17 protein-coding genes and 6 pseudogenes are annotated in these 26,994 nt (G+C 55.3%); 10 read left to right on the forward strand and 13 right to left on the reverse strand.

The window, feature by feature from the left end:
* Positions 1-440 precede the first annotated feature (440 nt).
* Both ACTBDZ_RS03940 and ACTBDZ_RS03945 read left to right on the forward strand, forming a co-directional pair.
* Positions 441-1,980 (forward strand): annotated as a pseudogene (locus tag ACTBDZ_RS03940) (methyl-accepting chemotaxis protein).
* A gap of 264 nt (positions 1,981-2,244) precedes the next feature.
* Entirely contained in the window at positions 2,245-2,574 is a 330-nt protein-coding gene (locus tag ACTBDZ_RS03945; protein WP_438814325.1) for a FlxA-like family protein, read from the forward strand.
* A 42-nt stretch (positions 2,575-2,616) separates the two neighbouring features.
* Here the strand turns inward: ACTBDZ_RS03945 and ACTBDZ_RS03950 are convergent, their stop codons facing one another.
* The 5 genes from ACTBDZ_RS03950 to ACTBDZ_RS03970 form a co-directional block, all read right to left on the reverse strand.
* Entirely contained in the window at positions 2,617-2,832 is a 216-nt protein-coding gene (locus tag ACTBDZ_RS03950; RefSeq protein WP_222158046.1) for a DUF3820 family protein, read from the reverse strand.
* A 3-nt stretch (positions 2,833-2,835) separates the two neighbouring features.
* Positions 2,836-4,866, reverse strand: coding sequence for an NAD-dependent DNA ligase LigA (gene ligA, locus ACTBDZ_RS03955; RefSeq protein ID WP_438814326.1), 2,031 nt, complete (start codon positions 4,864-4,866; stop codon positions 2,836-2,838).
* A gap of 26 nt (positions 4,867-4,892) precedes the next feature.
* Positions 4,893-6,326, reverse strand: coding sequence for a bifunctional D-glycero-beta-D-manno-heptose-7-phosphate kinase/D-glycero-beta-D-manno-heptose 1-phosphate adenylyltransferase HldE (gene hldE / locus ACTBDZ_RS03960; RefSeq protein ID WP_438814327.1), 1,434 nt, complete (start codon positions 6,324-6,326; stop codon positions 4,893-4,895).
* An 85-nt stretch (positions 6,327-6,411) separates the two neighbouring features.
* A complete protein-coding gene (glnE, locus tag ACTBDZ_RS03965; protein ID WP_438814328.1) occupies positions 6,412-9,279 on the reverse strand; it encodes a bifunctional [glutamate--ammonia ligase]-adenylyl-L-tyrosine phosphorylase/[glutamate--ammonia-ligase] adenylyltransferase in 2,868 nt (955 codons plus the stop codon).
* Positions 9,280-9,323: 44 nt separating this feature from the next.
* On the reverse strand, positions 9,324-10,655 hold the full coding sequence (locus ACTBDZ_RS03970) for a CYTH domain-containing protein (protein WP_438814329.1): 1,332 nt from the start codon (positions 10,653-10,655) through the stop codon (positions 9,324-9,326).
* A gap of 441 nt (positions 10,656-11,096) precedes the next feature.
* Here ACTBDZ_RS03970 and ACTBDZ_RS03975 point away from each other — a divergent pair.
* Both ACTBDZ_RS03975 and ACTBDZ_RS03980 read left to right on the forward strand, forming a co-directional pair.
* Positions 11,097-11,717, forward strand: a pseudogene (locus tag ACTBDZ_RS03975) (TIGR04211 family SH3 domain-containing protein).
* 205 nt (positions 11,718-11,922) lie between these two features.
* Positions 11,923-13,164: a multifunctional CCA addition/repair protein gene (locus ACTBDZ_RS03980; RefSeq protein ID WP_438814330.1), complete on the forward strand. Its 1,242-nt coding sequence runs from the start codon at positions 11,923-11,925 to the stop codon at positions 13,162-13,164.
* A 5-nt stretch (positions 13,165-13,169) separates the two neighbouring features.
* Here ACTBDZ_RS03980 and ACTBDZ_RS03985 read toward each other — a convergent pair whose 3' ends face one another.
* Positions 13,170-13,925 carry a class I SAM-dependent methyltransferase gene (locus ACTBDZ_RS03985; protein ID WP_438814331.1) on the reverse strand — a complete coding sequence of 252 codons (756 nt, stop codon included), beginning with the start codon at positions 13,923-13,925 and terminating at the stop codon, positions 13,170-13,172.
* 111 nt (positions 13,926-14,036) lie between these two features.
* Here ACTBDZ_RS03985 and ACTBDZ_RS03990 point away from each other — a divergent pair, with 111 nt between their 5' ends.
* The gene (locus ACTBDZ_RS03990; protein WP_438814332.1) at positions 14,037-14,519 is read left to right on the forward strand and encodes a Crp/Fnr family transcriptional regulator; all 483 of its coding nucleotides are present in this window, start codon (positions 14,037-14,039) and stop codon (positions 14,517-14,519) included.
* 3 nt (positions 14,520-14,522) lie between these two features.
* Positions 14,523-14,765 carry a helix-turn-helix domain-containing protein gene (locus ACTBDZ_RS03995; protein WP_438814333.1) on the forward strand — a complete coding sequence of 81 codons (243 nt, stop codon included), beginning with the start codon at positions 14,523-14,525 and terminating at the stop codon, positions 14,763-14,765.
* 1 nt (position 14,766) lies between these two features.
* On the opposite strand, the pseudogene bacA reads toward ACTBDZ_RS03995, so the two are convergent.
* Both bacA and folB read right to left on the reverse strand, forming a co-directional pair.
* Positions 14,767-15,585, reverse strand: a pseudogene (gene bacA / locus ACTBDZ_RS04000) (undecaprenyl-diphosphate phosphatase).
* Positions 15,586-15,757: 172 nt separating this feature from the next.
* Positions 15,758-16,111: a bifunctional dihydroneopterin aldolase/7,8-dihydroneopterin epimerase gene (folB, locus tag ACTBDZ_RS04005; protein WP_438813108.1), complete on the reverse strand. Its 354-nt coding sequence runs from the start codon at positions 16,109-16,111 to the stop codon at positions 15,758-15,760.
* Positions 16,112-16,218: 107 nt separating this feature from the next.
* Between folB and plsY the strand changes: the two genes are divergently transcribed.
* Both plsY and ppa read left to right on the forward strand, forming a co-directional pair.
* Positions 16,219-16,845, forward strand: coding sequence for a glycerol-3-phosphate 1-O-acyltransferase PlsY (gene plsY / locus ACTBDZ_RS04010; RefSeq protein WP_438814334.1), 627 nt, complete (start codon positions 16,219-16,221; stop codon positions 16,843-16,845).
* Between the two features lie 94 nt (positions 16,846-16,939).
* Positions 16,940-17,467, forward strand: coding sequence for an inorganic diphosphatase (ppa, locus tag ACTBDZ_RS04015; RefSeq protein WP_438814335.1), 528 nt, complete (start codon positions 16,940-16,942; stop codon positions 17,465-17,467).
* A gap of 72 nt (positions 17,468-17,539) precedes the next feature.
* Here the strand turns inward: ppa and ACTBDZ_RS04020 are convergent.
* From ACTBDZ_RS04020 to tamA, 4 genes and pseudogenes are all read right to left on the reverse strand, one after another.
* A pseudogene (locus ACTBDZ_RS04020) lies at positions 17,540-18,448 on the reverse strand (siderophore-interacting protein).
* A gap of 210 nt (positions 18,449-18,658) precedes the next feature.
* On the reverse strand, positions 18,659-19,000 hold the full coding sequence (locus ACTBDZ_RS04025; RefSeq protein WP_252320468.1) for a gamma-glutamylcyclotransferase family protein: 342 nt from the start codon (positions 18,998-19,000) through the stop codon (positions 18,659-18,661).
* A 2-nt stretch (positions 19,001-19,002) separates the two neighbouring features.
* Complete coding sequence (gene tamB, locus ACTBDZ_RS04030; RefSeq protein ID WP_438814336.1) at positions 19,003-22,872, reverse strand: autotransporter assembly complex protein TamB; 3,870 nt, start codon at positions 22,870-22,872, stop codon at positions 19,003-19,005.
* Positions 22,869-24,605, reverse strand: a complete 1,737-nt coding sequence (tamA, locus tag ACTBDZ_RS04035; protein ID WP_438814337.1) for an autotransporter assembly complex protein TamA — start codon at positions 24,603-24,605, stop codon at positions 22,869-22,871. The genes tamB and tamA overlap by 4 nt, the downstream gene beginning before the upstream one ends.
* A gap of 212 nt (positions 24,606-24,817) precedes the next feature.
* Between tamA and msrA the strand changes: the two genes are divergently transcribed.
* Both msrA and ACTBDZ_RS04045 read left to right on the forward strand, forming a co-directional pair.
* Positions 24,818-25,483, forward strand: coding sequence for a peptide-methionine (S)-S-oxide reductase MsrA (msrA, locus tag ACTBDZ_RS04040; RefSeq protein WP_438814338.1), 666 nt, complete (start codon positions 24,818-24,820; stop codon positions 25,481-25,483).
* A gap of 175 nt (positions 25,484-25,658) precedes the next feature.
* Positions 25,659-26,774: pseudogene (locus tag ACTBDZ_RS04045) on the forward strand (hemolysin family protein); the annotation flags it as partial.
* Positions 26,775-26,883: 109 nt separating this feature from the next.
* On the opposite strand, the pseudogene ACTBDZ_RS04050 reads toward ACTBDZ_RS04045, so the two are convergent.
* A pseudogene (locus tag ACTBDZ_RS04050) lies at positions 26,884-26,994 on the reverse strand (IS5 family transposase); the annotation flags it as partial.

Here is a 26,994-nt window from a genome sequence, read left to right on the forward strand (position 1 = left end):
TTCAGTATTGGTGACAGACCACCACAAGTATCCAACCTCAATTCTGTTCACAAGACCATCGTTGATGTTCTCGGCGAGCGATACCGTCGAATTTATTCTTAAAGTAGGTGCGGAATGACGGTTCCATCCTGTAGTTTCACATGAAATTATTATATTCACTAGGTTTTATATTTTAAAAAGTGCTATTTAAAAACGAAGGAATTGACAGCATCCTCAGCAACATCATAAATTTACACGCTCTGATGTCTGCGTGTTCAAATTCGAACGCGGGATTGTTGCACCCCGTGCCCACAGTGACGTGGCAAACGTCATCAGTGTGAAGTTATTACATTTTTATGATCGTTAAAGCAGTGACATAAATTAATAACCTTTAATTTTGCATGCCTTTAACCGGGCATGAATTTATTAACACAGCACCATAATTGCACCAGGGGTTACAAATGAGGGTCAATACGCCTGTTACGCAACAGGAGTATCTGTTGGACGTGGACACAACTTTGATGTCCACCACCGATACTCAAAGTTACATTACCTACGCCAACTCCGCTTTCATTCGCGTCAGCGGCTATGCCGAAGATGAACTTATCACACAGCCCCACAAACAATGTGGTGCGCCACCCGGATATGCCCGTCGAAGCATTTGCAGACATGTGGTACACCCTGCAACAAGGCGATAGCTGCACAGGGCTGGTAAAAAACCGACGTAAAAACGGCGACCATTACTGGGTTCGCGCCAACGTCACGCCGGTTTATCATAACAATCAATTGAGTGGCTATATTTCCGTGCGCAACACGCAGAGCGCGGAAGAGATCAAATTTGTCGAACCCCTGTACGAAGCCGTACAACAAAAGCAGGCAGGTAGCCGCGCTTTCTATAAAGGATTGGTGGTTCGCACCGGGTTATTTGCACCGCTCTCTGTGCTGCAAAAAATCTCCGTGCGCTGGCGCATCCGTTGCCCGCTGTTTATCGCAGCGTTGGCTCCCGTTCTGCTCACCTATTTCGGCCTCGATCCGGTTTGGTCTGCGCTGGCGGCGGTCATCCTGTTTCTGTTGTTGGATGCCTTTTTGCAAAACCAAATCAGTCGCCCGCTGAAAACCATGCAGAAACACGCACAGAGCGTGGTACCAGGACGCAAAACGTCACACGTTCACTTTAACCGCGTGGATTAGATAGGCCTGTTAATGCGCTCCATTAACCAGTTTGGCCTCAACCTTCACTCGCTGGTGGATGACGTTGGCACTCAGGTTCAAGGCATGACCGACGTGAGCCAACGTCTGACGGAAAACAATACGTCACTCAATGCCCGTACCGAAGAGACCTCAGCCAACTTGCAACAAACCGCCGCCGCAATCGAAGAAATTATCGTTGCGGTACAGCAAAGTGCTGAAACGGCAATCCAGGCCACCAGTATGGCGGAAGCCGCCAGCCAGACGGCGCAAAAAGGCGGGGATATCATGGGGGAAACCATCGGTATGATGGAATCCATCTCCAAGGCAAGCGATAAGATCGTCGATATTATCGGCGTGATCGACAGCATTGCGTTTCAAACCAACATTCTGGCACTCAACGCCGCGGTAGAAGCCGCCAGAGAGGGTGTGCAAGGACGCGGTTTTGCCATGGTCGCTGCCGAAGTACGCAACCTGGCCCAACACTCTGCCTCTGCCGCCAAAGAGATCAAAACGCTGATCGATGCAAACGTCGCAAACGTGGAGTCAGGCGGTAAAATGGTGGAAAACGCAGGTAAACACATTGCGGATATCGTCAGCGAAGTGCTGCAAGTCTCTACCATGATCAAAGAGATCAGCAACGCCACGCAAGAGCAGACGCAGGCGTTGGGGTTGATTAACCAATCCATCGCCCAAATCGAAATCATGACCCAAAGCAATACCGAAATGGTGGTGCAATCAACTGATACGGCAGAAAGTTTGAACCGTCAGGCTCAACGGCTCACCAGCGCCATCAATGTGTATGGTAGTTGATTAATCCCCCTTTCAACGCACGATACGGCTGGGAATAAGGATAATTCCCTCGCCGTGCGTCCCGCGCAATACCGATAGCCCCTTCCAGGGTTTCTCTCGGCACTGGCAAATAACACATATTGTTACATTTGCTGTAAAAAACCTGATCCTATCGTTCTGTATTCCGACAAAATCCCTGTCAAGCTAGAGGGAATAAACGTCGATACTCTATAAGCACAACCAGTGCCGTAATGACAAGGAGAAAAAATTACCAGCATCAGCGCAGTGACGTCTGCCTCTGGCAGCAGCGCGAGCTCAGGGACCAGCAATGAGCAGCAAATTGCTCGTCTTAATCAGCAGATTAAAACGCTAACGCAGCAGGCCAAATCGCTCGCTTCCTCCCTCGAGAAAGCCAGCACGGATGAAGAAAAGGCCAGTATTCAGGAGCAGCAGCAGTTGATTCAGGCGCAGATTCAAGCGCTTCAGGCCCAAATCGCCCGGTTGCAGAATGAGTCATCAGAGAGTAAACAGCAGCAGGCGGCATCCACGTCTACGGCTAAAGAGGAAGGCGTTAACAAGCCGACCGAAGAGAATAAAATCAACATCTACGTGTAGCCGTTCAGCCACACGCGCAGCACCGCAAACGCGGTGCTGCTTTTAACGCTGCTTGAGCGGCGTCACCAACCCTTGCAGCCCTTCAATCTTGATGGTCAGCGTCAGCTGCATCAAATCACCCAGTCGCCCTTTGGGAAACGAATCCTTGCGGGCAAACCACAGCAAATACTCCTCAGGCAAATCGATCAGTACACGGCCCTGATACTTGCCAAACGGCATTTGCTGGGTGGCGATGGCGATCAAATCCTCTTTTTCCATCGGTTAGGCTCCGAGCAGGCGGATCATCTCAGCTTCATCAATCACCGGGATATTCAACTCTTGTGCTTTGGCCAGCTTGGAGCCCGCGGCTTCCCCGGCAATCACCATATCGGTTTTCTTGGACACGCTGCCGCTCACTTTCGCGCCCAGCGCCGTCAGGCGATCCTTGGCTTCATCACGGGATAGCTGGCTCAACGACCCCGTCAGCACAATGGTCTTGCCAGCAAACGGGTTATCGAGCGTCGCAACATCCACCCTCTCGATGTCAGGCCAATGGATATTGATGCCCTCAGGATTGATAAGCTCGCGAATCACTTGCTGGTTGTGCGCTTCTTGCAGGAAATGGCGCACATGCTTCGCCACGATAGGCCCCACATCCGCCACTTCCAGCAGCGCTTCTTCATCCGCCGCTAGCAGGTTATCCAGGGTGGCAAAATGCTGTGCCAGGTTGCCTGCGGTCGCCTCCCCTACGTCACGGATACCCAGCGCAAACAGGAAACGGGCAAAGGTGGTGGATTTGGCTTTTTCCAGCGCATTGACCAGATTCTGCGCCGACTTCGGCCCCATACGATCCAGCCCGGTCAGGATGCCAGCGGTAAGCTTGAACAGGTCGGCGGGGGTTTTGACGTACTCTTTTTCCACCAGTTGGTCGATAACCTTGTCACCCATACCTTCCACGTCCAGCGCACGACAGGAGACAAAGTGCTTTAACGCTTCCTTACGCTGTGCTCCGCAGATCAACCCGCCAGTGCAGCGCGTCACCGCCTCACCGTCAACGCGCTCCACCTCGGAACCGCACACCGGACATTGCTCAGGAAAGTCGATAGCACGCGCATCCGCAGGGCGTTCTGCTTCCACTACCCCAACGATCTGCGGAATAACATCGCCTGCGCGACGCACGATAACGCGATCGCCTATCTGTATGCCGAGACGTTCAATCTCATCGCGGTTATGCAAGGTGGCATTGCTCACCATTACCCCGGCAACGGCAACCGGCTCAAGGCGTGCGACCGGCGTAATGGCACCAGTGCGCCCTACCTGAAAATCAACGCCGTGCAGCCAGGTCAGTTGTTCCTGCGCCGGGAATTTAAAGGCCACCGCCCAGCGCGGCGCGCGCGCCACAAACCCGAGCCGCTCTTGCAATGCCAGATCGTCAACTTTGACCACCACGCCGTCAATATCGAAGCCGAGCGTAGCGCGCTCTTGCTCCACCTGACGATAAAATGCCAGCACGTCTGCACTGCCAGTGCACAAACGAATACGATCGCTAACCGGCAATCCCCAGGCTTTAAATTGCTTCAGGCGTGCCAGATGGCTGGCTGGCAAGGTTCCGCCTTCCAACAGGCCAACGCCATAGCAGAAGAACGTCAGGGGACGTTTGGCCGTAATGCGTGGATCGAGCTGACGCGACGACCCCGCCGCCGCATTGCGCGGATTGGCAAAAATCTTGGCACCAGTACGCCGCGCTTCATCATTCATCTTTTCAAAGCCACGGTGTTTCATAAACACTTCGCCACGCACTTCAACTCGCGCAGGGATGTTATCACCGTGCAACCGCAGCGGAATGGCACCGATAGTACGGATATTGGCGGTAATGTTTTCCCCTGTCGTGCCATCGCCGCGCGTGGCGGCCTGCACCAGCAGGCCGTTTTCATACAGCAGGCTTACCGCCAAACCATCAAACTTCAGCTCACAACAGAAGGTCAGTTCCTCACCGCTTTTCAAGCGATCCTGCACGCGTTTGTAAAACGCCAGATAGCTTTCATCATCGAATACGTTATCCAACGACAGCATCGGCACCTCATGGCGCATGGACTCGAACGCCGACAGGGGGGCTGCGCCAACGCGCTGCGTGGGCGAATCTGGCGTAATCAGTTCAGGATGTTCCGCTTCGATCGCCTTGAGCTCATTCATCAGGCGGTCATATTCCACGTCAGGAATTTCCGGCGCATCTTCAACGTGATATTTATATTCGTGGTGGCGCAATTGCGCGTGCAGCTCGGCCACACGCGATGTCAGATGTTCAACTGTCACTGGATGGTTACCCGTACTCTTTTGGTTTATCGCGGCGTATTGGCTTTGATGGCATTAATAATGTTAGTGGTAGAACAGCCATCTTCAAAGTTCAGCACCTGGACGTCACCGCCGTTGGCCCACACCTCTTTACTGCCTGCGATATCTTCCGGCTTGTAGTCACCGCCTTTGACCAGAATATCCGGCAAAATGCCAGCAATCAGGCGCTGCGGGGTATCCTCTTCAAACGGCACCACCCAGTCCACCGCGCCGAGGGCGCTTAACACTGCCATACGTTGCGCCAGGGCATTGACCGGACGCGTGGGGCCTTTCAAGCGGCTGGTGGAGTCATCGCTGTTCACCGCCACAATCAAGCGATCGCCCAGTTTGCGTGCGTTCGCCAGATAAGAGACGTGACCGGCATGCAGAATATCGAACACGCCGTTGGTCATGACAATTTTTTCACCGCGCAGGCGCGCCTGCGCGACAGCCGCTTTCAGTTGCGCTTCATCCATCGCACCAAAACCGCTGTCAGCGCGGCCACGAATGGCATTTTCCAGCTCGATAGGCGTGACGGTAGAGGTTCCCAGCTTGCCCACCACCACACCGGCTGCGGCGTTCGCCAGGAAACAGGCATCTTCCAGTGAATTTCCCGCCGCCAGCGCCGCTGCCAATACACCAATCACGGTATCGCCCGCACCGGTCACATCGTAGACTTCCTGCGCCTGTGTCGGCAGATTCAGCGGCGCTTTGCCCGGCTGAAGCAGCGTCATACCCTGTTCGGAACGGGTGATCAGCAGTGCGGAAAGATCAAAATCGGCAATCATTTTCTCGCCGCGCGCTACCAGTTCTTCTTCGGTTTTGCTGCGTCCGGCAACCGCTTCAAACTCGGACAGGTTCGGAGTCAGCAAGGTGGCACCGCGATAGCGCGCGAAATCGGTCCCTTTCGGGTCAATAAGTACCGGCACGCCCGCCGCATTGGCGGTTTGGATCATCGCCTGCACATGAGCCAGAGCGCCCTTCGCGTAGTCTGACAGCACCAGCGCGCCGATTTTCGGCAACGCCTGCGCAATGCGTTCCAACATCGGCTGCGGATCAACGCCGTCAAAACCTTCTTCGAAATCCAGGCGAATCAACTGCTGGTTGCGCGACAACACACGCAGTTTGGTGATAGTAGGGTGCGTCGGGACGGAAACAAAATCGCACTTGACGTTCACATCGCTCAGTTTGGCGCTCAGCGCGCGTGCGGCATCATCGATGCCCGTCAACCCGACCAGACGGGAGTTGGCACCCAGCGCCGCAATGTTCATGGCCACGTTGGCCGCACCGCCGGGACGTTCTTCAATGGTATCGACTTTGACTACCGGTACAGGCGCTTCTGGCGAAATACGGCTGGTAGGGCCGTACCAGTAGCGATCCAGCATCACATCCCCTACCACCAGCACACCAGCCTGACGAAAATCAGGTAATGAAACTTTCATGCACCTACTCCAAGATGTTTTTTGTCATACAGTTGGCCGCGATAATAGCACAGCCCCCGCAGCCCTTCGAAACAACATTCGTTGCCTACTGCGCCCCGGTACCCAGCCATTTTCCCCAGTTGGTTTTCACTTGTTGACGCTCGGTCAAAAAGCTTTCAGCGCTTACACGCGCCGACTGTTCCTGCAACGCCAGATGATGCAACGCATCGCGCAGGGTAATGTACGCCAGCGTCAAAGCCCGCGCTTCGTCCTCGTCCATCACGCCGCACTGTGCCATAAGTTCCAGAATGCGCACGTTATCAGACCAGCGCGTCAGGCGCGGCTCCTGTGCTGCATAACGCAGGACCAGATACTGCACGATAAATTCGATATCGGTGATACCGCCCTCATCGGTTTTCAGATCAAACAGCGCAGGGTCTTTATTGGCCAGATGCTGGCGCATCTTCTCGCGCATTTCGCGCACTTGTGCACGCAGCGTCTCCGGCGCGCGTTCCTGACATAAAATCTGACGCCGTATCGCCTCAAACTGCGCCTGCACGCCTCGCTCACCGTAGACCATGCGCGCGCGCACCAGCGCCTGATGTTCCCAGGTCCAGGCTTCATGTTGTTGATAGTCGCCAAAAGCCCCGACGGTGCTGACCAGCATTCCTGCCGCCCCGGACGGACGCAGACGAGCATCGACTTCGTACAGAATGCCCGATGAGGTACGCGTACTGAACAGGTGCATCACACGCTGCGCCAGACGGAGATAGAACTGGCGACCATCGATACTGCGCTCACCGTCGGTTACCACCTCATCCGTGCAGTCCAGCAGGAACACCAGATCGAGATCGGAGCTGTAGCCCAGTTCCCAGCCGCACAGCTTGCCATAACCAATTACCGCAAAGCCGCGTCCTTCGCGCTGTTGCAGATGTGTCGGTTGCCCATAGCGCGCCACCATTTGCGTCCAGGCTTGCTGCACCACGGCGGCGATAATGGCTTCCGCCAGATAGGTTAAGTGATCGCTCACTTTCATTACCGGCAGCACGCCCGCGATGTCACCTGCGGCAATGCGCAACTGCTGCGCCTGTTTGAACTGCCGCACCGCTTCCAGTTGCTGCTCTTCGTCTTCCTCAGGCACGCGCATCAGGTATTGGCGCAGCTCATCGTGATAGGCTTCCGGCGCCAGCGGGTGGTAGAGCGTCGCCGGATCGAGCAGTTCATCCAGCAGCAGCGGGTAGCGCGCCAACTGGCTTGCCACCATTGGCGAGGCAGCACACAGACGGACCAATTGAATCAACGCAGGGCGCGATTCCAGCAGCAGTTCCAGATAGGTGGTGCGCGTCACGATACCGAGCAACAACGGCGTCAGGCGCGGCAAAATAAGCTCAGCCTGCTGGTGAGCACACACTTCGTCCAGCAGCAGCGGCATAAGATGATCGAGCACGTCACGCCCGCGTGGGTCAATGGTACGTTTGACCAAATCATGACGAAAATCGGTAATGGCGCGCAGTAGCTCGTTACGTGCCCCTTCGCTGAGGTGAGTCATTAACGCCCCCATATCCACCTCATCGGGCGCGTCCAGCCATACGCTGTTGTAACCGCTGCACTCCGGCGCATCCTGCCCGTCCTGCGCATCATCGCCAATCAGGTCGTTAAACACCCGGCGCACCGCCAGCATATGGTTTTGTAAGGCATCGTTTAACGCTTCCCAGCCGTCAAACCCCATGCCCCACGCCAGACGCTGCTGATTCAGCGCTTCTTGCGGCAAGGTTTGCGTCTGCTCATCGGCAATCTCTTGCAACAGGTTTTCCAGCCGCCGTAAAAACAGATAGGCATTGCTCAGTTCGTCCACCTGCTGCGGCGAGAGCAGGCCCAGACTACCGGTGTGCTGCAACGTCGGCAGCAGTTCCCGGCCTTGCAACCCCGGTTCACGTCCACCGCGAATCAGTTGGAAAACCTGGGTGATAAACTCAATTTCGCGAATACCACCCGCGCCCAGCTTGATGTTGTTACGCAGATCGCGTCGCCGTACTTCGCGGGCAATCATGCTCTTCATGTTACGCAGCGATTGGATCACACTGAAATCGATATAGCGGCGGAACACAAACGGACGCAGCAACGCGCGCAGTTCCTGACTGTAGGCATCTTCCATGCCGCCCATCAAACGCGCTTTCACCATCGCGTAGCGTTCCCAATCGCGCCCCTGCTCCTGATAATACTCTTCCATCGCAGCAAAGCTGAGCACCAGTGGACCGCTGTCGCCAAACGGGCGTAAACGCATATCGACACGGTAGACAAAGCCGTCCACAGTCATCTGATCCAACGCTTTGATCAGGCACTGCCCCAGTCGGGTAAAGAATTGCGCATTATCCAATTCGCGCCGTCCCCCGCGCGTTTGGCCGTTTTCCGGATAGACAAATATCAGGTCGATATCAGAGGAGAAGTTCAGTTCACCGCCCCCCAGCTTGCCCATGCCCAATATCAGCAGCGGCTGCGGCTCCCCTTGCGCATTACAGGGCGTGCCCCACTCGCGGCAGCAGGCGTCATACAACCAACCGCGCGCCGCCACAATCAATGTCTCAGCCAATTCGCTCAGTTGACGCAGCGTTTGCGGCGTGGTGCTGGTGGCGAGTGATTGCGACCAGGCAATACGTACCAGCATCCGGCGACGAAACTCACGCAGCACGCGCATCAGCGTCGCCTCATCGCTCACCGCCTCCAGCGCTTGCGCCAACCATTGCCCATAATGCTGCCACTCCTCCGGCTGCGGCGGTTGCTGATGCAATGCCTCCCACCAATCGGGATAGCGCGCCAGCGCCTCGCTGACAAAGTCACTGGAGGCCAGCACCGCCAGATCCTCTGGCGCGATGGACGCAGGGAGCGTCATGCTCTCTTGCAGGCGGGATAACACACGCTGCGCCTGCTCCGCCAGCAGCGGCGGCAACGCAGAGGAGAATGGCGAATTCGACATGGCAACTCCCTGATAATCCCGGCGCACCGGGAAACAATAATACGTTACACGCTGGCGCTGCTTAACCAGTACGGCGTTTGTTCCACCGCCTGACGGCGCGTATTTTCCAGCACGCTGTCCACGCCCGAAGCGGGAAGGTGCTTGATACCGTGCTCTACCGCACGCCACTGCGCGATAAAGGATTCGACGGTGGTTTCCGGATAGGCAATGGAGAGCAGCAGGAACGCATTGATGTTGCGTTGCAAACGCGCCAACTGCTGCTGGTAGTGATCCGCATCCAGCGGGTGACTAAATACGGAGCGCAATTCCGCCATGGCGCGATCCAGCATCACGTCACAAAAGCGTTTATACGAGCCCATTAGGCGCATACGGCTTTTGTTATCCATATGTTCACGCCAGCTGCTGTTAACCAACCATGAGGTGAGCACTAACTTACTGTTCAGATAGTTGGCGTCATAACATACCTTCTCGGCGTCCGTTTCACGTGCGACCTGCTCTTCCAGATGGGTGAGCGCCGCGCGGAACAGCGTGGTCACTTTGCGCGGCACCGCGCCGCCCACCAGCACCAGCATTTCACGCATCAACGCACCGGCTTCCAGCAATTGCAAACGCGCCTTGCGTTCACCGCGAGCCCACAGCTCTTCATGATATTGCCAGTGGGCCAGCGCATGCTCCAGCGCAGCGCCAATCGCCTGATCGATAGTGCTCTTTGCAGGCAGCGTCAGCATACGTAGCGCCCGACATTCGCGCGGCACCGCACCTTGAGCCAGATGATAACCGCGGGCCGCTTTGCTCAGGCTGCCCTGGCGCATTCCGCCCCACTCCGCCAGCTCTTGCGACAGCGCCAACAAATCATCGGTTTGCCCGGCTTTCAATTCCATCTCCAATTCCAAAATGGGCTCACTCAATTCACCAGCGGCAACTTCCCCCTGATCGAAGGCAATCTCAATCAAACTTTGGTGATAAGCGATAACCCACTGCTCACGCTGAAAATGGGTGCTAAACAGCGGATGCAGCGCCTGAGCAAGTGCTTCAACATCGCATTCTGGCGGCCAGACGTCTGCGGGCAGCAACCGGATATCCAGATTGGCATTCGCCAGCGGCACATTGTATTCAGGATGCTGATGCAGCCCGCCGATCAACGTACCAGCGGTTTTCAGCGTCATTTCGTGCTGGCCGTTTTCACCGCGCACACGCAGCCCCATACCGAACTGACGCAGCGTGTTATCCACCGTTTCATAATAGGTGTTGCTAAGCAGCCGCCCTTCCAGATGCTCACTGTGGCTGTAGTCAGTTTGCCAGGCGGTCAGTTTGCGCGGCAGCGTAGCCGCCATGTCTGGGTGCACAATAAACTTCAGTTCGATCTCTTCACTCATCATCATTTCAATCTAAAAAGCATGACCCTGCGGGTCGGATGCTGACAGCCATTCATCAGCGACGGAAAATACGGATGCTTGCTATACCCTAAATAATTCGAGTTGCAGGACAAAACGTTTACGTTTTGAACAGCGCTTGCGCTGGCTCTTTAGGGCGAGGCTCATTTATGAGTCTCGTAACGCGGCAAGAGAAGGAGTCCCGATGAGCTTACTCAGGTAAGTCGGGTAACTAAACGCAGCCAACGCACCTGCAACTTGAAGTATGACGGGTATATATTACACCACCTTACCCCTAACATCTGCGGCAGAAAAAACCTACCGGGCAGCGATGACAGGTAACGCGGCGTGGGTAATAGGAGTGTTCTCATTTCGGTTTACCCATTGCCTCGTCAGACTTATGCCTCTACTATCACCCAACCATTCGCACAACATGATGAAATTATGAAGAAATTATGCCTCGTTTGTTTCACCTTTGTCAGCCTCACACTGAGTTGGGCGAGTCACGCAGAAGATAAACGCTACATCTCCGATGAGCTGTCGACCTACATTCATACTGGCCCTGGCACCCAGTACCGCATCATTGGCACGCTCAATGCCGGTGAGGAAGTCACCGTGCTCAGCGTGAATAAAAATGCCGGCTATGCCCAAATTCGCGATAGCAAAGATCGCACCAGTTGGCTGCCGCTCAATCAACTGAGTCAAACGCCCAGCCTGCGCCTGCGCGTGCCGGAACTGGAAAAGCAGGTTTCCGACCTCACCGCGCGGTTAGGCAATATCGATCAGGAATGGAACCAGCGTACTGCCGATATGCAGCAAAAAATGTCTGCCAGCGACAATATCATCACCGCGCTGCGTAACGAAAATCAGGATTTAAAAAATCAGCTGATTGTCGCGCAAAAGAAGGTCGATGCCGCCAATGTGCAACTGGATGACAAGCAACGGGAAATCATTTTGCAATAGTTCCTGTACGGCGGTGGCGTGGCAGGCATCGGCCTGCTGATCGGTTTGCTGCTACCGCACCTGATCCCCAGCAGAAAGAAAAACGATCGCTGGATGCGCTGAGGCGTAAGCCATATCATCAATCACATTGGCCTGCGGCATAGATTGCGGCAGGCCGATGGGTATGTAACTATTAACCTTATGTTAACGTAGTGCTCCCGTCATCCTCGGTACAGGCCGGGGACCTCTTGCAGAAGGAATGCGTTTGGCCTGTAAGAGATTCCCGCTTGCACGGGAATGATCGGATGAGTAAAGCCAGGAGTGTGTATTGAAGAGTTATCTGGTTGGCGGTGCAGTGCGGGACGCCTTACTCAATCTCCCAGTGTCAGAACGTGACTGGGTGGTGGTGGGTGCCACACCGGGACAGATGTTAGCGCTTGGCTACCAACAGGTCGGGCGGGATTTTCCCGTCTTTTTGCACCCGGAAAGCAAAGAAGAGTATGCGCTGGCGCGTACTGAACGCAAATCGGGTAACGGCTATACTGGTTTTATTTGCCATGCCGCACCCGATGTTACGCTGGAAGCGGATCTGCTGCGGCGCGATCTGACCATCAACGCCATCGCCCAAACCGCAGAGGGTGAGCTGGTTGATCCCTATCACGGTCGGTACGATCTGCAACAGCGTTTACTGCGCCATGTCTCTCCAGCCTTTCAGGAAGATCCGCTGCGCGTACTGCGCGTGGCGCGCTTTGCCGCGCGTTTTGCCCATCTCGATTTTCACATCGCGGAGGAAACGCTGGAGCTGATGCAATTTATGACGCGCGAGGGCGAGTTGGCTTTTCTGACGCCCGAACGGGTGTGGAAAGAGACGGAAAAGGCGCTGGCAACCCGCTCGCCTCACGTCTATTTTCAGGTGCTGCGCGACTGCGGTGCGCTGGCGGTGTTGTTTCCCGAAATCGACAATCTGTACGGCGTACCGGACCCGGCACAATGGCACCCGGAAATCGACAGCGGCGTTCATACCCTGATGACCCTAATGATTGCCGCTCGCCTCACCCCCGAGATCGATGTACGTTTTGCCACGCTGTGCCACGATGTGGGAAAAGCGCTGACGCCGCCCGAGCTCTGGCCGCGTCACCACGGACACGGCCCGGCGGGCGTGAAACTGGTGGAGCAACTGTGCCAGCGCTTACGCGTACCTAATGCGCTGCGCGACCTGGCTAAGCTGGTGGCGGAATATCATGACCTGGCGCATACCGTAACGGTATTGCGGCCCAAAACGCTGATGAAACTGTTTGATGCGCTGGACGTGTGGCGCAAGCCGGAACGACTGGAAAAGCTGGTGCTCACCAGTGAAGCGGATGCCCGTGGCCGCACCGGGTTTGAGGAATCACCCTATCCGCAAGGCGACTACCTGCGCGAGGCATTCACCGTTACCAGCGCGGTCACCAGTAGCGCAGTCGTGGCCGACGGTTTTCAGGGTATTGGCGTGCGCGATGAGTTGCACCGGCGACGTATTGCTGCGCTTACCGCGTGGAAAGCGCAGAAAATTCCCGCTTCGACCTCGTAAGCGGCTTATTTTGTGCTACAGACCGCAATATAGTTAAGCTGGTGCCGGTAGCGGCGGAAGGTGCGAAACAGCCGAAGGGAGGTTGCGCGGTTTTCCGCCTTCAACGCGTTGCGCACAATCTTTGCTGCGCCGCCCCAACCTTCATCGTAAATCATGCCAGACGGCGTCATCAACGTCATCGCGCCCTGCCCGTTCTCCACCTGGCTGAAACCACTTTCAAGAAACAGGTTGCGCCACCCCGCCAGCGTTAACGGCTGAACGTTGACATTGATTGCCGCGCGCATCTGCGCCGTGACGTCACCTGACGCCTGCGGCAGCAGCATGATGTCATGGGTCAGCAGCCGCCCTCCGGGTTTTAGCACGCGTAAATATTCCTGAATCAGCGGGCGCTTGGCTTTGTCGGCGTACATGGTGAGCATCGCTTCGTTAATCACCACGTCAAAGTGGTTATCGGGGAACGGTAACGCTAAGGCATTCGTTTCCATCACCGTCACCCGTCCTCCAACACCCGCGGCCAGAATGTTGTGCCGTGCTTGCTGTAATGCCGCCTTGTCCATATCCACCCCGACGATAGCGCACCCGTAACGCTGCGTCATCTCAATGGCGGTGGTGCCCATATTACACGCCACTTCCAGAACACGCGTCGATGGCGTCAGCGCGCCCTGCTGCATCAACCACTCGGTGGCTGCGCGCCCACCGGGGCGCAGGCGTTTTTTACCCAACCGCGCCAGAAATTTATGTCCCGCCAGTTTCTCTGACATGCTTACGTCCTCCTCGCGATTACCGTGCTCAGGTGCTTGCTGAAAACAAGCAAATGATTATTATTTTCGTTTGATTGTCAGACACTGTAGAACCCCGTGAGTGAGGCACCAATGACGTTTGTCAAAATACCCCTACCGACAGAGGAACATTGCGAGGTGCTGTTTTCCCATCAGTGGCTACGCAACGAGCCTGAAGCGGTGGTACTCGCCTTACAGCGCGCATGCTGTCGTATCCGCTTTCAGGCAGGGGAAACGCTGTTTCGCGAAGGGGACAAGATGCGCTACTGCCCGCTGGTGGAACAGGGTGAACTACAGGCGTTTCGTCATACCTATCAGGGGGATGACAAGGTCTTCGGGCAGTTTGTACGCGGAGAATGGGTGGCGCTCGCCGCCGTGTTTATGGAACACGGCCGCTTCCCGATGAACATTCGGGCACTCAGCGCAGGACAGGCAATGTTGATTCCGCGAGAGACACTGCATCAGTTTTGTCTGCAACGGCCGACGCTGGCGCTGCAACTGCTGGGCAACCTCAGCCAGAAGCTTTACGCCACCATCAACCAGATCGACTGGCTGACCTCCAGTTCGGCGGGCTAACGGTTGGCGGATTACCTGCTGCGTCTACATCGCTCCCAGCAAGATACCCAGCCAAACGCGCAGGTTCGGCTACCGCTCAATCGCGGACAGCTGGCAACACAGCTGGGTATTCGCGCAGAAACCTTGAGCCGCCTGATGGAGGAGTGGCAGCGGCAGGGTTACATCACCTGCCGCGCCAGTTACATCACGTTATGCAATCTGGATTACCTGCGCGCGTTGGCCGCGCAGGCACAGCGTCCCTTCTGAGTTAGAAGAACACCAGATAGACAACGCCCGCCACGAAGAAGCGGTAAATCGCGAACGGGACAAACGAAATACGTTTGATCAGTTTCAGGAAGGTTTTGATAGCGACCAGCGCAACCAGAAACGCGGTGATAAAGCCCACGGCGAACATCGGCACATCGGCCAGCGACAGGAAATGCCAGCTTTTATACAGATCCAGCACCGTCGCCCCCATCATCATTGGCACCGCCAAAATAAAGGAGAACTCAGAAGCGGCGTAACGGCTGACACCCACCAGCATCCCGCCGGAAATGGTCGCGCCCGAACGGGAGAATCCCGGCCACAGCGCCAGACATTGAAAACAGCCAATCATAAATGCCTAACGATAGGAGATATCATCCAATCCGCTGGCACGCGGCGTCTTGGGCTTCAGCCACTCCGCCGCCAGCAGCAGGAAACCGCCAACAATCAAGGCGTACATCACATTCTGCGGAGTAAACAGTGACTTGATAGTGCTGTGAAACACCAACCCCAACACCACCGCCGGGATCATCGCCAGCAGAATATGCCCCAGCTTCAGACGATCGTTACTGCGTCCTTCATGGGGCACTGCACCAAAGTGGATACCGATCAGCCCAAACAGACGACGCCAAAACATCACAACGACCGCCAGGATAGAGCCCAATTGGATAATGACTTCGAAGGTTTTCGCCTTCTCATCATCAAACCCCAACCAACTGCCAACAATAATCATGTGCTCCGTCGATGACACGGGCAAAAACTCCGTTAACCCTTCAACAACCCCAAGAATAAATGCCACCACCAGCGTGTGGAGATCTGCCATGCTCGCGCCCTGCCTTTCCGAACCGAAATAAAAGAAGCACCCATAAAAAAAGTGGCTACGCTGTCCGCGTGCGCCACTTTAAACACCACCACAATAGACTAAAAAACGCGATGTTAGTTTCACTGACAAAAAAGATTCATAAAAAAAACCACATGTGCAAACCCGTACGCATTTATCGTGTGCCGCGCTCGATCACTACGCCCACCTGGCGTGCCTGCGCGACGGCTCCCGGCTTGCTCACTTTGATACGCAGCCAGGGGATGGCAAAGCGCTGCATCAGCAATTGCGCCACCTCTTCCGCCACGCGTTCGACCAGCGCAAACGGCTGACTGGAGACATGGGCAATCACGGCTTCACTGACATCGGCATAGCTGAGGCAGTCGTTTACATCGTCGCTTGCGGCAGCCTTGCGGTTATCCCAGCCCATTTCGATATCGAGCACCAGCTTTTGCGAAATGGTTTGTTCCCAGTCGTAAACGCCGATAGTGGCAATCACGGTAAGTTCTTCTATAAATACAATATCCATCACGTCATTCTCTGTTTTTGGCGCTGTTTGGTATCACTTCCGCCGGAATATGTGTATTATCCACGGATGGCAACTGTAAAACGACCTTTATTCAACGGAACCGCGTTATGAGTGCTACCGCGCTTGGCATGATAATTTTCGCGTATCTGTGCGGCTCCATCTCCAGTGCGATTCTGGTGTGCCGCATCGCGGGTCTGCCCGATCCACGCCAGCATGGTTCAGGAAATCCCGGCGCGACTAATGTATTACGTATCGGTGGCAAAGCCGCCGCCGCTACCGTGTTGGTGTTTGACGTGCTGAAAGGCATGTTACCGGTCTGGGGCGCTTATGCGCTTGGCGTCACACCGCTTTATCTTGGTATTACCGCGATTGCCGCCTGTTTGGGCCATATCTATCCGGTGTTTTTCCGTTTTCGCGGCGGGAAAGGTGTGGCAACCGCGTTTGGTGCCATCGCGCCTGTCGGCTGGGATCTGACCGGTGTGATGACCGTCACTTGGCTGCTTACCGTACTGCTTAGCGGCTATTCCTCCCTCGGGGCCATTGTGAGCGCGCTGATTGCACCCTTTTATGTGTGGTGGTTCAAACCTCAATTCACCTTTCCGGTGGCCATGCTCTCTTGCCTGATCCTGATGCGACATCATGACAATATTCAACGTCTGTGGCGCGGGCAGGAAAGCAAGATTTGGAAGCGCCGTAGCAAAGAAGAAACCCCGCCGAACGATGACGCTGACTAAACGCCACTGAGATTGAAAAACCGCAGCACTTTACCAATGGGTTGGCTATAATGGCCGCCACTCCATTTCTGACGTTAGAAAAAAGGAAACAGACATGAGTTTGATCAACGTCCCGGCGGGCAAATCGCTGCCGGATGATATCTATGTAGTCATTGAGATCCCTGCCAACGCTGACCCCATCAAGTACGAAGTCGATAAAGAAACCGGTGCCCTGTTTGTAGACCGTTTCATGGCAACTGCCATGTTCTACCCGTGCAACTACGGCTACATCAACAACACCCTATCTCTGGACGGTGACCCGGTTGACGTACTGGTGCCGACCCCTTATCCGCTGCAACCCGGTTCAGTGATCCGCTGCCGTCCGGTTGGCGTACTGAAAATGACCGACGAATCCGGTGAAGATGCCAAAGTGGTTACCGTACCGCACACCAAGCTGAGCAAAGAATACGATCACATCAAGGATGTGAACGACCTGCCGGAACTGCTGCGTGGCCAAATCGCCCACTTCTTCGAGCAATACAAAGCGCTGGAAAAAGGCAAATGGGTGAAAGTAGAAGGTTGGGAAAACGTGGAAGCTGCCAAAGCCGAGATCGTTGCCTCCTTCGAACGCGCGAAAAAATAAGCGTGTAGCGCACGCACTGCGCAACCTATGTTACGGCGAGGATCTCCTCGCCGTTTTCTTTTCAGCGTGCAGTCAAAGATCCCGCTGCCGTTCGCGGCTCCAGTAAGCCATAAACGTGATGATATCGCGTGGCACCTGACGTTCACCGGACAAGTAACGCCGCAGTTTTTTCACCACCGAAGATTCCGCCGCCACCCAGCCAAAAAATTGGCCGTGCGTCTGGCTGGCCGACTCCCACAGCAACTCACCTTCTGCCACCTCGTGCAATTCGGTAGTCTCTGCTTCCGGGCGAATATCCGGCAAACGCACATGCGCTCGCACGCTGTGCAGCAGTCGTTCACCGTAAGAGGCCCCCTGCGGCTTACGCGGCAGCCAGTGCACCTCGGCAAAGGCAAACGCTCTCATATCCACGCAGTCGGCCTCCAGCGGCACTTCGATAAACGCCTGCACCTGCACGGGATTCGACTGCTGCGCCAGCTGTTCCAGAATGCCCTTGATAGCAGGCAATGCAGTTTCATCGCCAATTAACAAGGCATGGGTCATTTCCGCTGGCGGAAGCCACTCATAGCCGCCGCTATCGCCTTCGTAATCTCCCACGCACGGCGCAACAATGCGCAATGCATCCCCCGGTTACGCCTGTATTGCCCAGGCAGACGCTGGTCCTTCGGTGCCATGAACGACAAACTCTACCGCCATTTCACCGCTAGCCGCATCCACGTCGCGTAGGGTATAGGTGCGCATCACCGGCCGCTTCGCCTTGGGCAGCACCAGCCACTGACGGTACCACTCATCACTGTCAGACAATTCGGGGAAAACGCCATCGGCGGGAGGAAGCAGCAGCTTGATGCGTTGATCCGGTGCATCCATTTTCATCTGACTCACCGACTCACCGGAGAACACACAGCGCATCAGGGAAGGCGTCAGGTAAGTCTTATGCGCCAGCACGACGTTAAAAATGCGGTATTTCTGTTTTTCTGCCATGACCTTTCTCATCTTATCCCGCAGGGGCGACCAGAATGGCCCCACATCGGGCCCAAAGGGGCGTTTACCTTAGCACTCGGGATTGATAATGAGAAACATTATTGTTAATGAAAGGATAACAGAATGGCGTGGTAAAGGATGGTGCAAGGAAAGTGAATCGTAACCGACACCGCGCCGGTTACGCTTTTATTTACAAACTACCCAGTACCATTACTGCTCGCGCGTCAGCCAATCGCCATTGTCGATACGCGGCAACCCTGTTACCGAGTGTTGATACAGATAGATCCACGCACTCCCGAGCGGGGTGTTGATTAATTCGCGCTTGTATTCGTGACCATCACGCTTTAGCGCATCGAGTTCTGTCAGGATAGATGAGCTTATGCGATAAACTTCGCAAAAAATTTCCCCCTCCCCGACTACCACCGCAGGATAATGGCCAAGGTCATACATCTCGTAACCACCGAGCTGACAATCCCCTAGCCACTGTGCGTTCGTCATCCAGTGACTGTTTCCCTGTTTGCGTCGTAAACTGCCATAAACAATAATTCGCATCGCTAAAACTCGAACTGATAGAGCACATTCAGTGCCTGATCGAGACCAGACACCGCTTCCAAATAGAGTCTTGGCATTAACCGATAACGCAACGTCAACGTTGCTAAAGAGTCAAATATGCCAATGCCGTATCTGACCTGAAGGCCTGGGAGGACGTAACCGCTGACCACAACTTGAGATTCGTCGCCAGCGCCCTGTGTATCCAGAGCTAAATCACTTACGCCAAAGGCCTCGCCGATTTTACCCACAACTTGACCACTTTGCGCAACCCCTAACCCTACTAAGGCCGAGGTCATCATATTACTGTCTGAACCGGTGCTGTCCAGCCCTTGACCCCGTAACAAGTAAGATAATGCTTCTTGCTGCGATAATGTCGGTGTGGAAAACACCTCGATGTGCGGCGCGCTCGCCGCACCGGTGATGCGCACACCCGCCGTCACACCATCCGCCGTATTATCAGGATTGCGCACCGCTTCAATGTTCAAATTCGGTTCGGCTGGTGACCCGGAGAACACCAGAATCCCTTTTTGCACGATCAAATCCTGCCCGTAGGCCTTGAAACGCCCGGTAGGGATGTTGATTTGGCAATTCAGCCCCAAACCGCGCTCGTCCTGCACCATTTTCAGGTCGCCTTGCAAACTGGCTCGCAGGCCAAAGGCATCAAGGCGCACATCGTCACCCACGCGAATGGTCAGGTTACTGTTGATAGGGATCGCAGCGTTGTTACGAGCTAGCGGCTGGCGTTGTTCGTCCAACAGCACTTCATCCGAGGAGACATCCACCGCATTTTCCGGCATCTCTTGTACGATAATACGCGCCCATGGCAACCTGACCGAACCATTGAGCGTGAAAAGTTGCGGCGTGGCTTCAAACTCAATATCCGGGGAAACATCAAGCCGCACCGTCGGCGGCAACGTCACCCGCACCCGATCGCCCTTCGCCGCAATACGTGCCCGCCATGCTTCCGGCTGATGCCAATCCGCATCACCGTTAAGATTAAGCTGCCCTTGCGTGGTTTTCAGAAAGCCCTGTAGCGTAGAACTCATGCCATTGAAGTTCACCGCCAAACGGCCATCGGTCAGATCGACCGGCATCCAGTGACCGTCGATATCCAGCCCTTCCAGCGCCAGTTGTCCGTTCAACTGCGGCTGACGCACATTACCACCCACACGCAACGCGCCGTTCAGCATGCCCGCCGCTTTTTCGCCCCGACTTAACACCGGATTCAGCAGCGCAAGGGAGATTTTGTCGATGGCGATATCGCCTCCCAGTTGGCGTCGCCCCTGCGGGTCCGTCACCTGAATATCACTCCGGAACTGGCCGTTATTGTGAATAGCGATGAGCCATCCCAGCGTCGCGCGGCCGCGATCGACGCCCGCGTTCAACGTGAAAGTGTCAAAATCGACTGGCAGCGTGTTGCCGTTCATCTGCTGACGCAGTGCAACCTTGTTCCCAGTGAGCACGATTTTTGCCTGTGGCAACCCACCGCCCGGCTGCCAGGCAACATCAGCACGGCCGGTAAATACGCCGCTCAGCGCAGTGTCTGCACCCAAAAACGGTTCCAGCATCTTCAAATCAAAACGGTTTAACACCACGCTGGCCTGTCCGCTCGGGCCAATGTCGACGGCACGCGGCACGCACAGCTCAGCATTCGGGTTTTGCCAACAGTGCGCACCGAGCGTGATACGCGCCAGCGCTTGCTGATAATCCAGCGACATGGAGGGCGACAAACGCCATTCCCCCACCGGCGTAGTGAACTGAGTTTGATCCAGCGTACCGCGCCAACGCTGCTGTGCTCTGTCGAAGTGCCCGGTCACGGTCAGATGTCCGGCGACAGGTTCCCCTTCCACGTTCAAGCGCAACTGATGCTGCTGCTCATTGCCTTGCGCATTCAGTGTCAGCAGAGAAACCTTCACGCCTTCCTGTTGCAATTGCTCAACGCGCAAAGCCATTCGGCCATTGACCTGTGCATCCGAGCGCACATCGCTTTCCAGCGTCAGGCGATTTATCGATAACCCCTGCCAGCGCAGCCCTGTGGCGTTGAGATCCGCCAATAGCTGCGGTGCGGTGTGATTACCGCGCAGCCGCACCGTGCCAGCGACGCGGCCCGCAAGCCCCGGCAAGGCACCGTTTAAAGCAGGGGCGTCAATGACGCCGTCCAGTTTCCATTGCTGACCTAAATCGCCTTTAACATCAAGCTGGTTACGCCCCAATGCCAGATTGATGCCGGGAATGTGCCACTGGCCTGCGGCATTGCCGTTCAACGAGCCTTGCGCCGTCAGTTTGTTTTGCTTGATATTGCCGTTCAGGAGCAGTTCAGTCACCGCCACCTGCCAGTTACCACCGTACAAGCTGCCGCGCGTACTGATCTTACCATCAATGCGCGCAGGCCATTCCGGCCATTGCTTCGCCGTATTAATGCCATCGAGCACCAGTTCGCTGCGCCAACTGATAGCCTTGCTCCAGTCCACCAGTGCACGCAACTCGGTAGTGCCTTGCAACGCAGAGAGTCGTAGCGGGCTTATATCAAACTGCTGCAAATTGCCTTTGCCTTCCAACGTCAGCGTGGCGGGCGGCACGGCGCTACCGCGAATATCACCGTTGATCTTCAAGGCATAATCCGTGGCCTTCCCAGTCAGACTTAACGCCAGATTATTAACCTGATACTCCATCTCTCCCGTTAACGGCCAGGCGAGACGCTCGGACTGCACGGTCAGCGCCAACGGCAGTTCAGGCTGGGCCAACTGCGCTTTCAGGGTAAGCAGCGCACGCTGCGGCCCGGACAGGTTAAGCGTGGTGTTCAGCCAGTCATGCAGGCTGCCCTCCACCGTCAGTTTGATCTTCTCGCCTTTCAACGGCGCGGTATTCACCACCCCGTTCAGAACAAACGACAACGGCCAGTTATCGCTGAGCGTGGCCTCTCCCGCCGCATGCAGGGCTCCTTGCGGCGACTGGATTGCCAGTTTTTCCAACTGAATATGTTGTTGTTGGGTAGCGGCTTTGAGTTGCAGCGTGGTGAGGGTGATGTCTTGATCGCCGGTCAGTCGCAGTTGTTCACCACGCAAATCGCTGATGTCTATATCAAGCGGTAGCGTGAACGCGGGTAACGCCGGCAACAGCGGCTTGGCAAACAGCGCTTGTAGCTGCTCGCCCAATGCGGGTGGCATCGCCACTTTTTCCGGTGCAGGTGGCGTTGCTTCAGGTTGAGGTGCGACAGCAGCCTGCGCCATGGCGGAGGCGATATCACCCACTTCAGAAGCGGTGACTTTGCCATCTTCGGTGGCCACCAACGTACTTTCTGCAACGGTAAATGCTGGTTTGGTTTTCGGCAGTGCCACCAGCAGCGCATTGATTTGCGTCGGCAGCAAGGTCAACGCGCGTCCTTCCCAGTGCATGCCGGTGTGCAGTTCACCCAGCGAAACCGCCGTATCGTCCAGCGTAACGCGGATATTGTTGAGCGTTAGTTGGCTAAGACGTATCGGGAACGGTGCCGTCAGTTCGCCCACCGGCGCACTGGGGGCAGGCGTCTTCGCAGGCGGTGGCATGGCGCTGCTGTCGATGACGACATCAAGATCGCGTAACGCAATATCATTGATGCAAATTTGACTGCGCGTCAGGCAGCCCAGTTCCAACGCGAGGTGCAGTTCACCGGCGTTGAGCGTGATACCCGGCGTTTGATAACCGACACCGCGCAGTGTTAGATCGCGCCAACCGCCTTGCACCCCGGCGATCTCCAACCCCGGCACCCAACGCGCCGCGCCATTAAGCAGCAGATGCAACCCCGGCGTGGTAAACAGTAATCCCGCCAGCGTGATGAGCAACAGCAACAAAAATGCGATGGCCCCAATGGCTATTTTCTTTATCAGGCTCATAGCTCAGGCCCCAAACCAATATAGAACTGGAGATCGTTACGTTTCTCGGAATCATTCACCGGAACGGCAAAATCGAATTTGACCGGCCCCACCGGCGAGGCCCAGCGAATCCCTACACCGGCACCGGTTTTCAGGTCGTTGATCCTGAGATCATTTACCGCATCACCAGTATCGACAAACACCGCCCCCCACCAGCGCCCGGCAAAGTTGTACTGGTATTCCAGAGAACCGGTTAGCAATTTTGACGCACCGGTCAGTTTGCCTTCGTCATCGCGCGGTGAGATAGAGCGGAACTTATAGCCGCGAATGCTGCGATCGCCCCCGGCAAAGAAGCGCAGCGACGGCGGCACGCAGGAGAAGCTGTTGGTTTCAATCCAACCGACGTTGCCACGCGCGACAAAACGGTGCTTATCCTCCAACGTGCGGATCCAGACGTTCTGCGCCTGTATCACCGCAAAATCGATATCCGAGCCCCAGGTGGTATCTGAGATATCCAGCGAATAGCGCTGTGAATCCCCCCAGGTGGGCATAGTCCCGCCGCGCTGTCGCGTGCGATTCAGCGTCAGGCCGGGATAGAGCAGCATGGTGGTATCGGTGACACTGCCCTGGGTAAAGTGATCGAGACTCCAGCGCAAGTTGATGGAGCGCTGCCAACCGCGATTAAGCGTCCAGAAGCGCGCCACGTTGAGCATGGTGCCGTCTGATTTGGTGTCATTCAGGTCTTCGCGTTTAAAACCGGCTTGCAGCAAGTAGAACTGCTCCAGCGGGCTTCTCAGCAAGGGGATTTTGTAACTAAAATCCAGCGACTGTTCCGGCGCAGAGACGCTCAGGCTGCTTTCCAGACTGTGTCCACGCTCGTTGATCCACGGCCTGCGCCACGTGGTCTGAAAGCGCGGCCCTACGTCAGTGAAGTATCCCACCCCGGTTTCCAGTAAATTGCGCGCACGCGGTGTAACGACCGCATCCAGCGGCAGCATTTTATCGGTTTTTCCCGCCGCGAAATTGGGGGAGACTACTGCCGAGGTGAACCATCCGGTGACAGACAAACGCCGGTTAAATTCGCCCAGATCTTCGCTGGTATACTCATCGCCACGCTTAAACGGGATAAGATTGCGCAGATAGGCTTCATCAATTTGACTGCCCTGAAAGTGCACGTCACCGAAACGGTAACGGGTGCCGCCGTCATAATCGATATCCCAGAACGCTTCCCGCGTTTCGCGGATCACGCCCAGCTGGCTTTTGTCGTAATGCGCATCAAAATACCCTTTACGCAGCGCCAGGTTATTTAATGAACGCTTAAAATCATCATAGTCGCCGTGGTTCAGCACGCTGCCTATCGCAGGCAGACTGCGGCGGCGCAGTTGGAGGAAATCGCTGTCGCTGCTCGCATCGCCCCGCAGCAGAACATCGGTGCCCGCGATTTTGACCGGCTCACCCGGCGTCACCGTCACCAACAGCAGCGGGCGTCCGCCGTTTTCTGCCGGGCGGTACTCAAAATTGATTTGCGGATCGTAATATCCCAGCGCCCGTAACCCGCGCCGGATCGCATCATCAACCCGGGCACGAAAGCGCCCGTCTGCGCTGACCTCATCAGGGCCGATGGTAGATAGCCGCGCACGCACGTTGCGCTGTAATTCCCCTTCTAATCCCACCACTTGCAAACGCACGTTCGCTGCATAGGACGATGCAGTTGCCAGCAGGCACACAAAAAGCAAAGTACGGTATCGTGACACGCCAACTCCCCACGTTCGTTTATATTGTTCTACACAGGCGTGTGTTGAAAATCATGTCAAAAACAATCCCACTCAACATCCTCATCTACACCCACTCTAAAGTGTAATAAGTAATTTCAAAAATGCAGGTTGCGCAACACCTTAACCTTAAACGGGCTTGAACCATAAAGACAGCGTGAACTTTTTTAGTTATTCTGTTACCTATGAATAACATGGATTATCGTGGGAGTAACAACGTGGTACAGCACAGTGATAAAAACCAACGTATCCGTCAATCAGAAGCGCTGCCGGGGCGAGGCACGCCAATGCCACTGGCACGCCTGAACGTTGTCAGCCAACATTCCATGACACACGTTCCTGACAATATGGACGTTGCGCTGTTCGCCATGGGCTGTTTTTGGGGCGTGGAACGCCTGTTCTGGCAGCAGGAGGGCGTATACAGTACCGCAGCAGGCTACACTGGAGGCTTTACGCCCAATCCCACCTACCGTGAAGTCTGTAGCGGGCTGACCGATCACGCCGAAGCGGTGCGCATCGTCTACGATCCGGCTGTCATCAGCTACGATTGCCTGCTACAACTGTTTTGGGAAAATCACGATCCGGCGCAGGGCATGCGTCAGGGTAACGATCTCGGTACGCAGTATCGCTCAGCCATCTACACGCTCACCGCAGAACAGATGACGTTGGCGAAGGCCAATCTGGCGCGTTTCCAGCAAGCCATGCGCGCCAGCGGTGATACACGCACCGTCAGCACAGAAATCGTCCAGGCGGGCCCCTTTTATTACGCGGAAGATGAACACCAGCAATACCTGCACAAGAATCCCGGCGGCTATTGCGGATTGGCGGGCATCGGCCTGTGTTTGCCGCCCAACGCCTGATAAATTGCTCATATTTTACGCCATGCTTGCCAAATGGCCCATCAACACCGTTATAATGCTTGCGCCGCCTGACATTCGTTACGGCGGCGTTATTCATTCTGTCATCTAATGCGATTATTACTATTCATGCATTCATGACCTTCCTGAGGATCTGGCCACGACGGCCGGAAAACATATGTTAAACAGTTTATTACTGATAGTTCTTCTGATCGCGCTCAGTGCGTTTTTCTCGTTGTCCGAGATATCACTGGCCGCTTCACGCAAAATCAAACTTAAACAGATGGCCGATGAGGGCAATCTCAACGCCGCCATGGTATTAAAGCTCCAGGAAACGCCCGGTATCTTTTTTACCGTTATTCAAATCTGCATTAACGCCGTGGCCATTCTGGCCGGTATCATCGGCGATCAAGCGTTCTCTCCCTATTTCACCATGTTTTTCCAACGCTTTAGACGCCAGAAATGGCCGATTCCGTCAGTTTTGCCTGTTCCTTTGTGCTGGTAACCAGTCTGTTTATTCTGTTGGGTGACTTAACGCCGAAACGCATTGGCATGACGACACCGGAAGCCGTTGCTATCCGGATTATCAATCCCATGCGCTTCTGCCTGTTCTTTTTCCGTCCGTTGGTGTGGTTTTTTAACGGCCTGTCGAATGTGATCTTTCGTTTGCTCAAACTGCCTATGGTACGCAACGACGACATCACCTCCGATGACATTTACGCAGTAGTGGAAGCCGGGGCGCTGGCGGGCGTGCTGCGTAAGCAAGAGCATGAATTGATTGAAAACGTCTTTGAGCTGGAATCTCGCACTGTGCCCTCGTCGATGACACCGCGGGAAAGCGTGGTGTTTTTCGATCTGCACGAAGACGAAGCGCAAATAAAAGAGAAGATTGCCCAACAGCCGCACTCCAAGTTTCTGGTGTGCAACGGCAACATCGACCAGGTCGTCGGTTATGTTGACTCCAAGGATCTGCTCAACCGCGTTTTGGGCAACCAGAGCCTGGCGCTCAACGGCGGTATTCAAATCCGCACCGCGTTGATCGTGCCCGATACGCTGACACTGTCGGAAGCGCTGGAAAGCTTTAAAGCGGCGGGCGAAGATTTCGCGGTGATCCTGAACGAATATGCGCTGGTGGTCGGCATTATCACCCTGAACGATGTGATGACCACACTGATGGGCGATCTATTACGAAACCATCGGCGGATTTATGATGTATACGCTGCGCAAGATTCCGAAACGCACCGATTCTGTCCGCTTTGCAGGCTACAAATTTGAAGTGGTGGATATCGACAGCTAAAAGATTGACCAGTTGCTGGTCACTCGTCTTGAAGAGAAGAACGCAGCGTCAGCGGCGATTGCCGATACAGAACCCACGGCAGAACCTAAAAGCTAGGCTGTGTCCCTTAATTGCGTAACCGGTGGTAAAACACGCGGATGCAGCCCAGTTTCACCATTGCTAGATAGTTTCTTGCCGTTTTTTCATAACGTGTGGCGATCCGTCGATATTCCTTTAA

It is taken from the genome of Symbiopectobacterium sp. (genome assembly GCF_051710365.1).
Taxonomy (GTDB): domain Bacteria; phylum Pseudomonadota; class Gammaproteobacteria; order Enterobacterales; family Enterobacteriaceae; genus Symbiopectobacterium.

Bases quoted from the DNA above. Each gene is read 5' to 3' on its own strand.
- folB (WP_438813108.1), bottom strand. From the start codon at position 16,111: ATGGATATTGTATTTATAGAAGAACTTACCGTGATTGCCACTATCGGC.
- ACTBDZ_RS03990 (WP_438814332.1), top strand. From the start codon at position 14,037: ATGACGTTTGTCAAAATACCCCTACCGACAGAGGAACATTGCGAGGTG.
- plsY (WP_438814334.1), top strand. From the start codon at position 16,219: ATGAGTGCTACCGCGCTTGGCATGATAATTTTCGCGTATCTGTGCGGC.
- tamB (WP_438814336.1), bottom strand. From the start codon at position 22,872: ATGAGCCTGATAAAGAAAATAGCCATTGGGGCCATCGCATTTTTGTTG.
- hldE (WP_438814327.1), bottom strand. From the start codon at position 6,326: ATGAAAGTTTCATTACCTGATTTTCGTCAGGCTGGTGTGCTGGTGGTA.
- ACTBDZ_RS03970 (WP_438814329.1), bottom strand. From the start codon at position 10,655: ATGAGTGAAGAGATCGAACTGAAGTTTATTGTGCACCCAGACATGGCG.
- ACTBDZ_RS03985 (WP_438814331.1), bottom strand. From the start codon at position 13,925: ATGTCAGAGAAACTGGCGGGACATAAATTTCTGGCGCGGTTGGGTAAA.
- ppa (WP_438814335.1), top strand. From the start codon at position 16,940: ATGAGTTTGATCAACGTCCCGGCGGGCAAATCGCTGCCGGATGATATC.
- glnE (WP_438814328.1), bottom strand. From the start codon at position 9,279: ATGTCGAATTCGCCATTCTCCTCTGCGTTGCCGCCGCTGCTGGCGGAG.
- ACTBDZ_RS03950 (WP_222158046.1), bottom strand. From the start codon at position 2,832: ATGGAAAAAGAGGATTTGATCGCCATCGCCACCCAGCAAATGCCGTTT.
- ACTBDZ_RS04025 (WP_252320468.1), bottom strand. From the start codon at position 19,000: ATGCGAATTATTGTTTATGGCAGTTTACGACGCAAACAGGGAAACAGT.
- msrA (WP_438814338.1), top strand. From the start codon at position 24,818: ATGGATTATCGTGGGAGTAACAACGTGGTACAGCACAGTGATAAAAAC.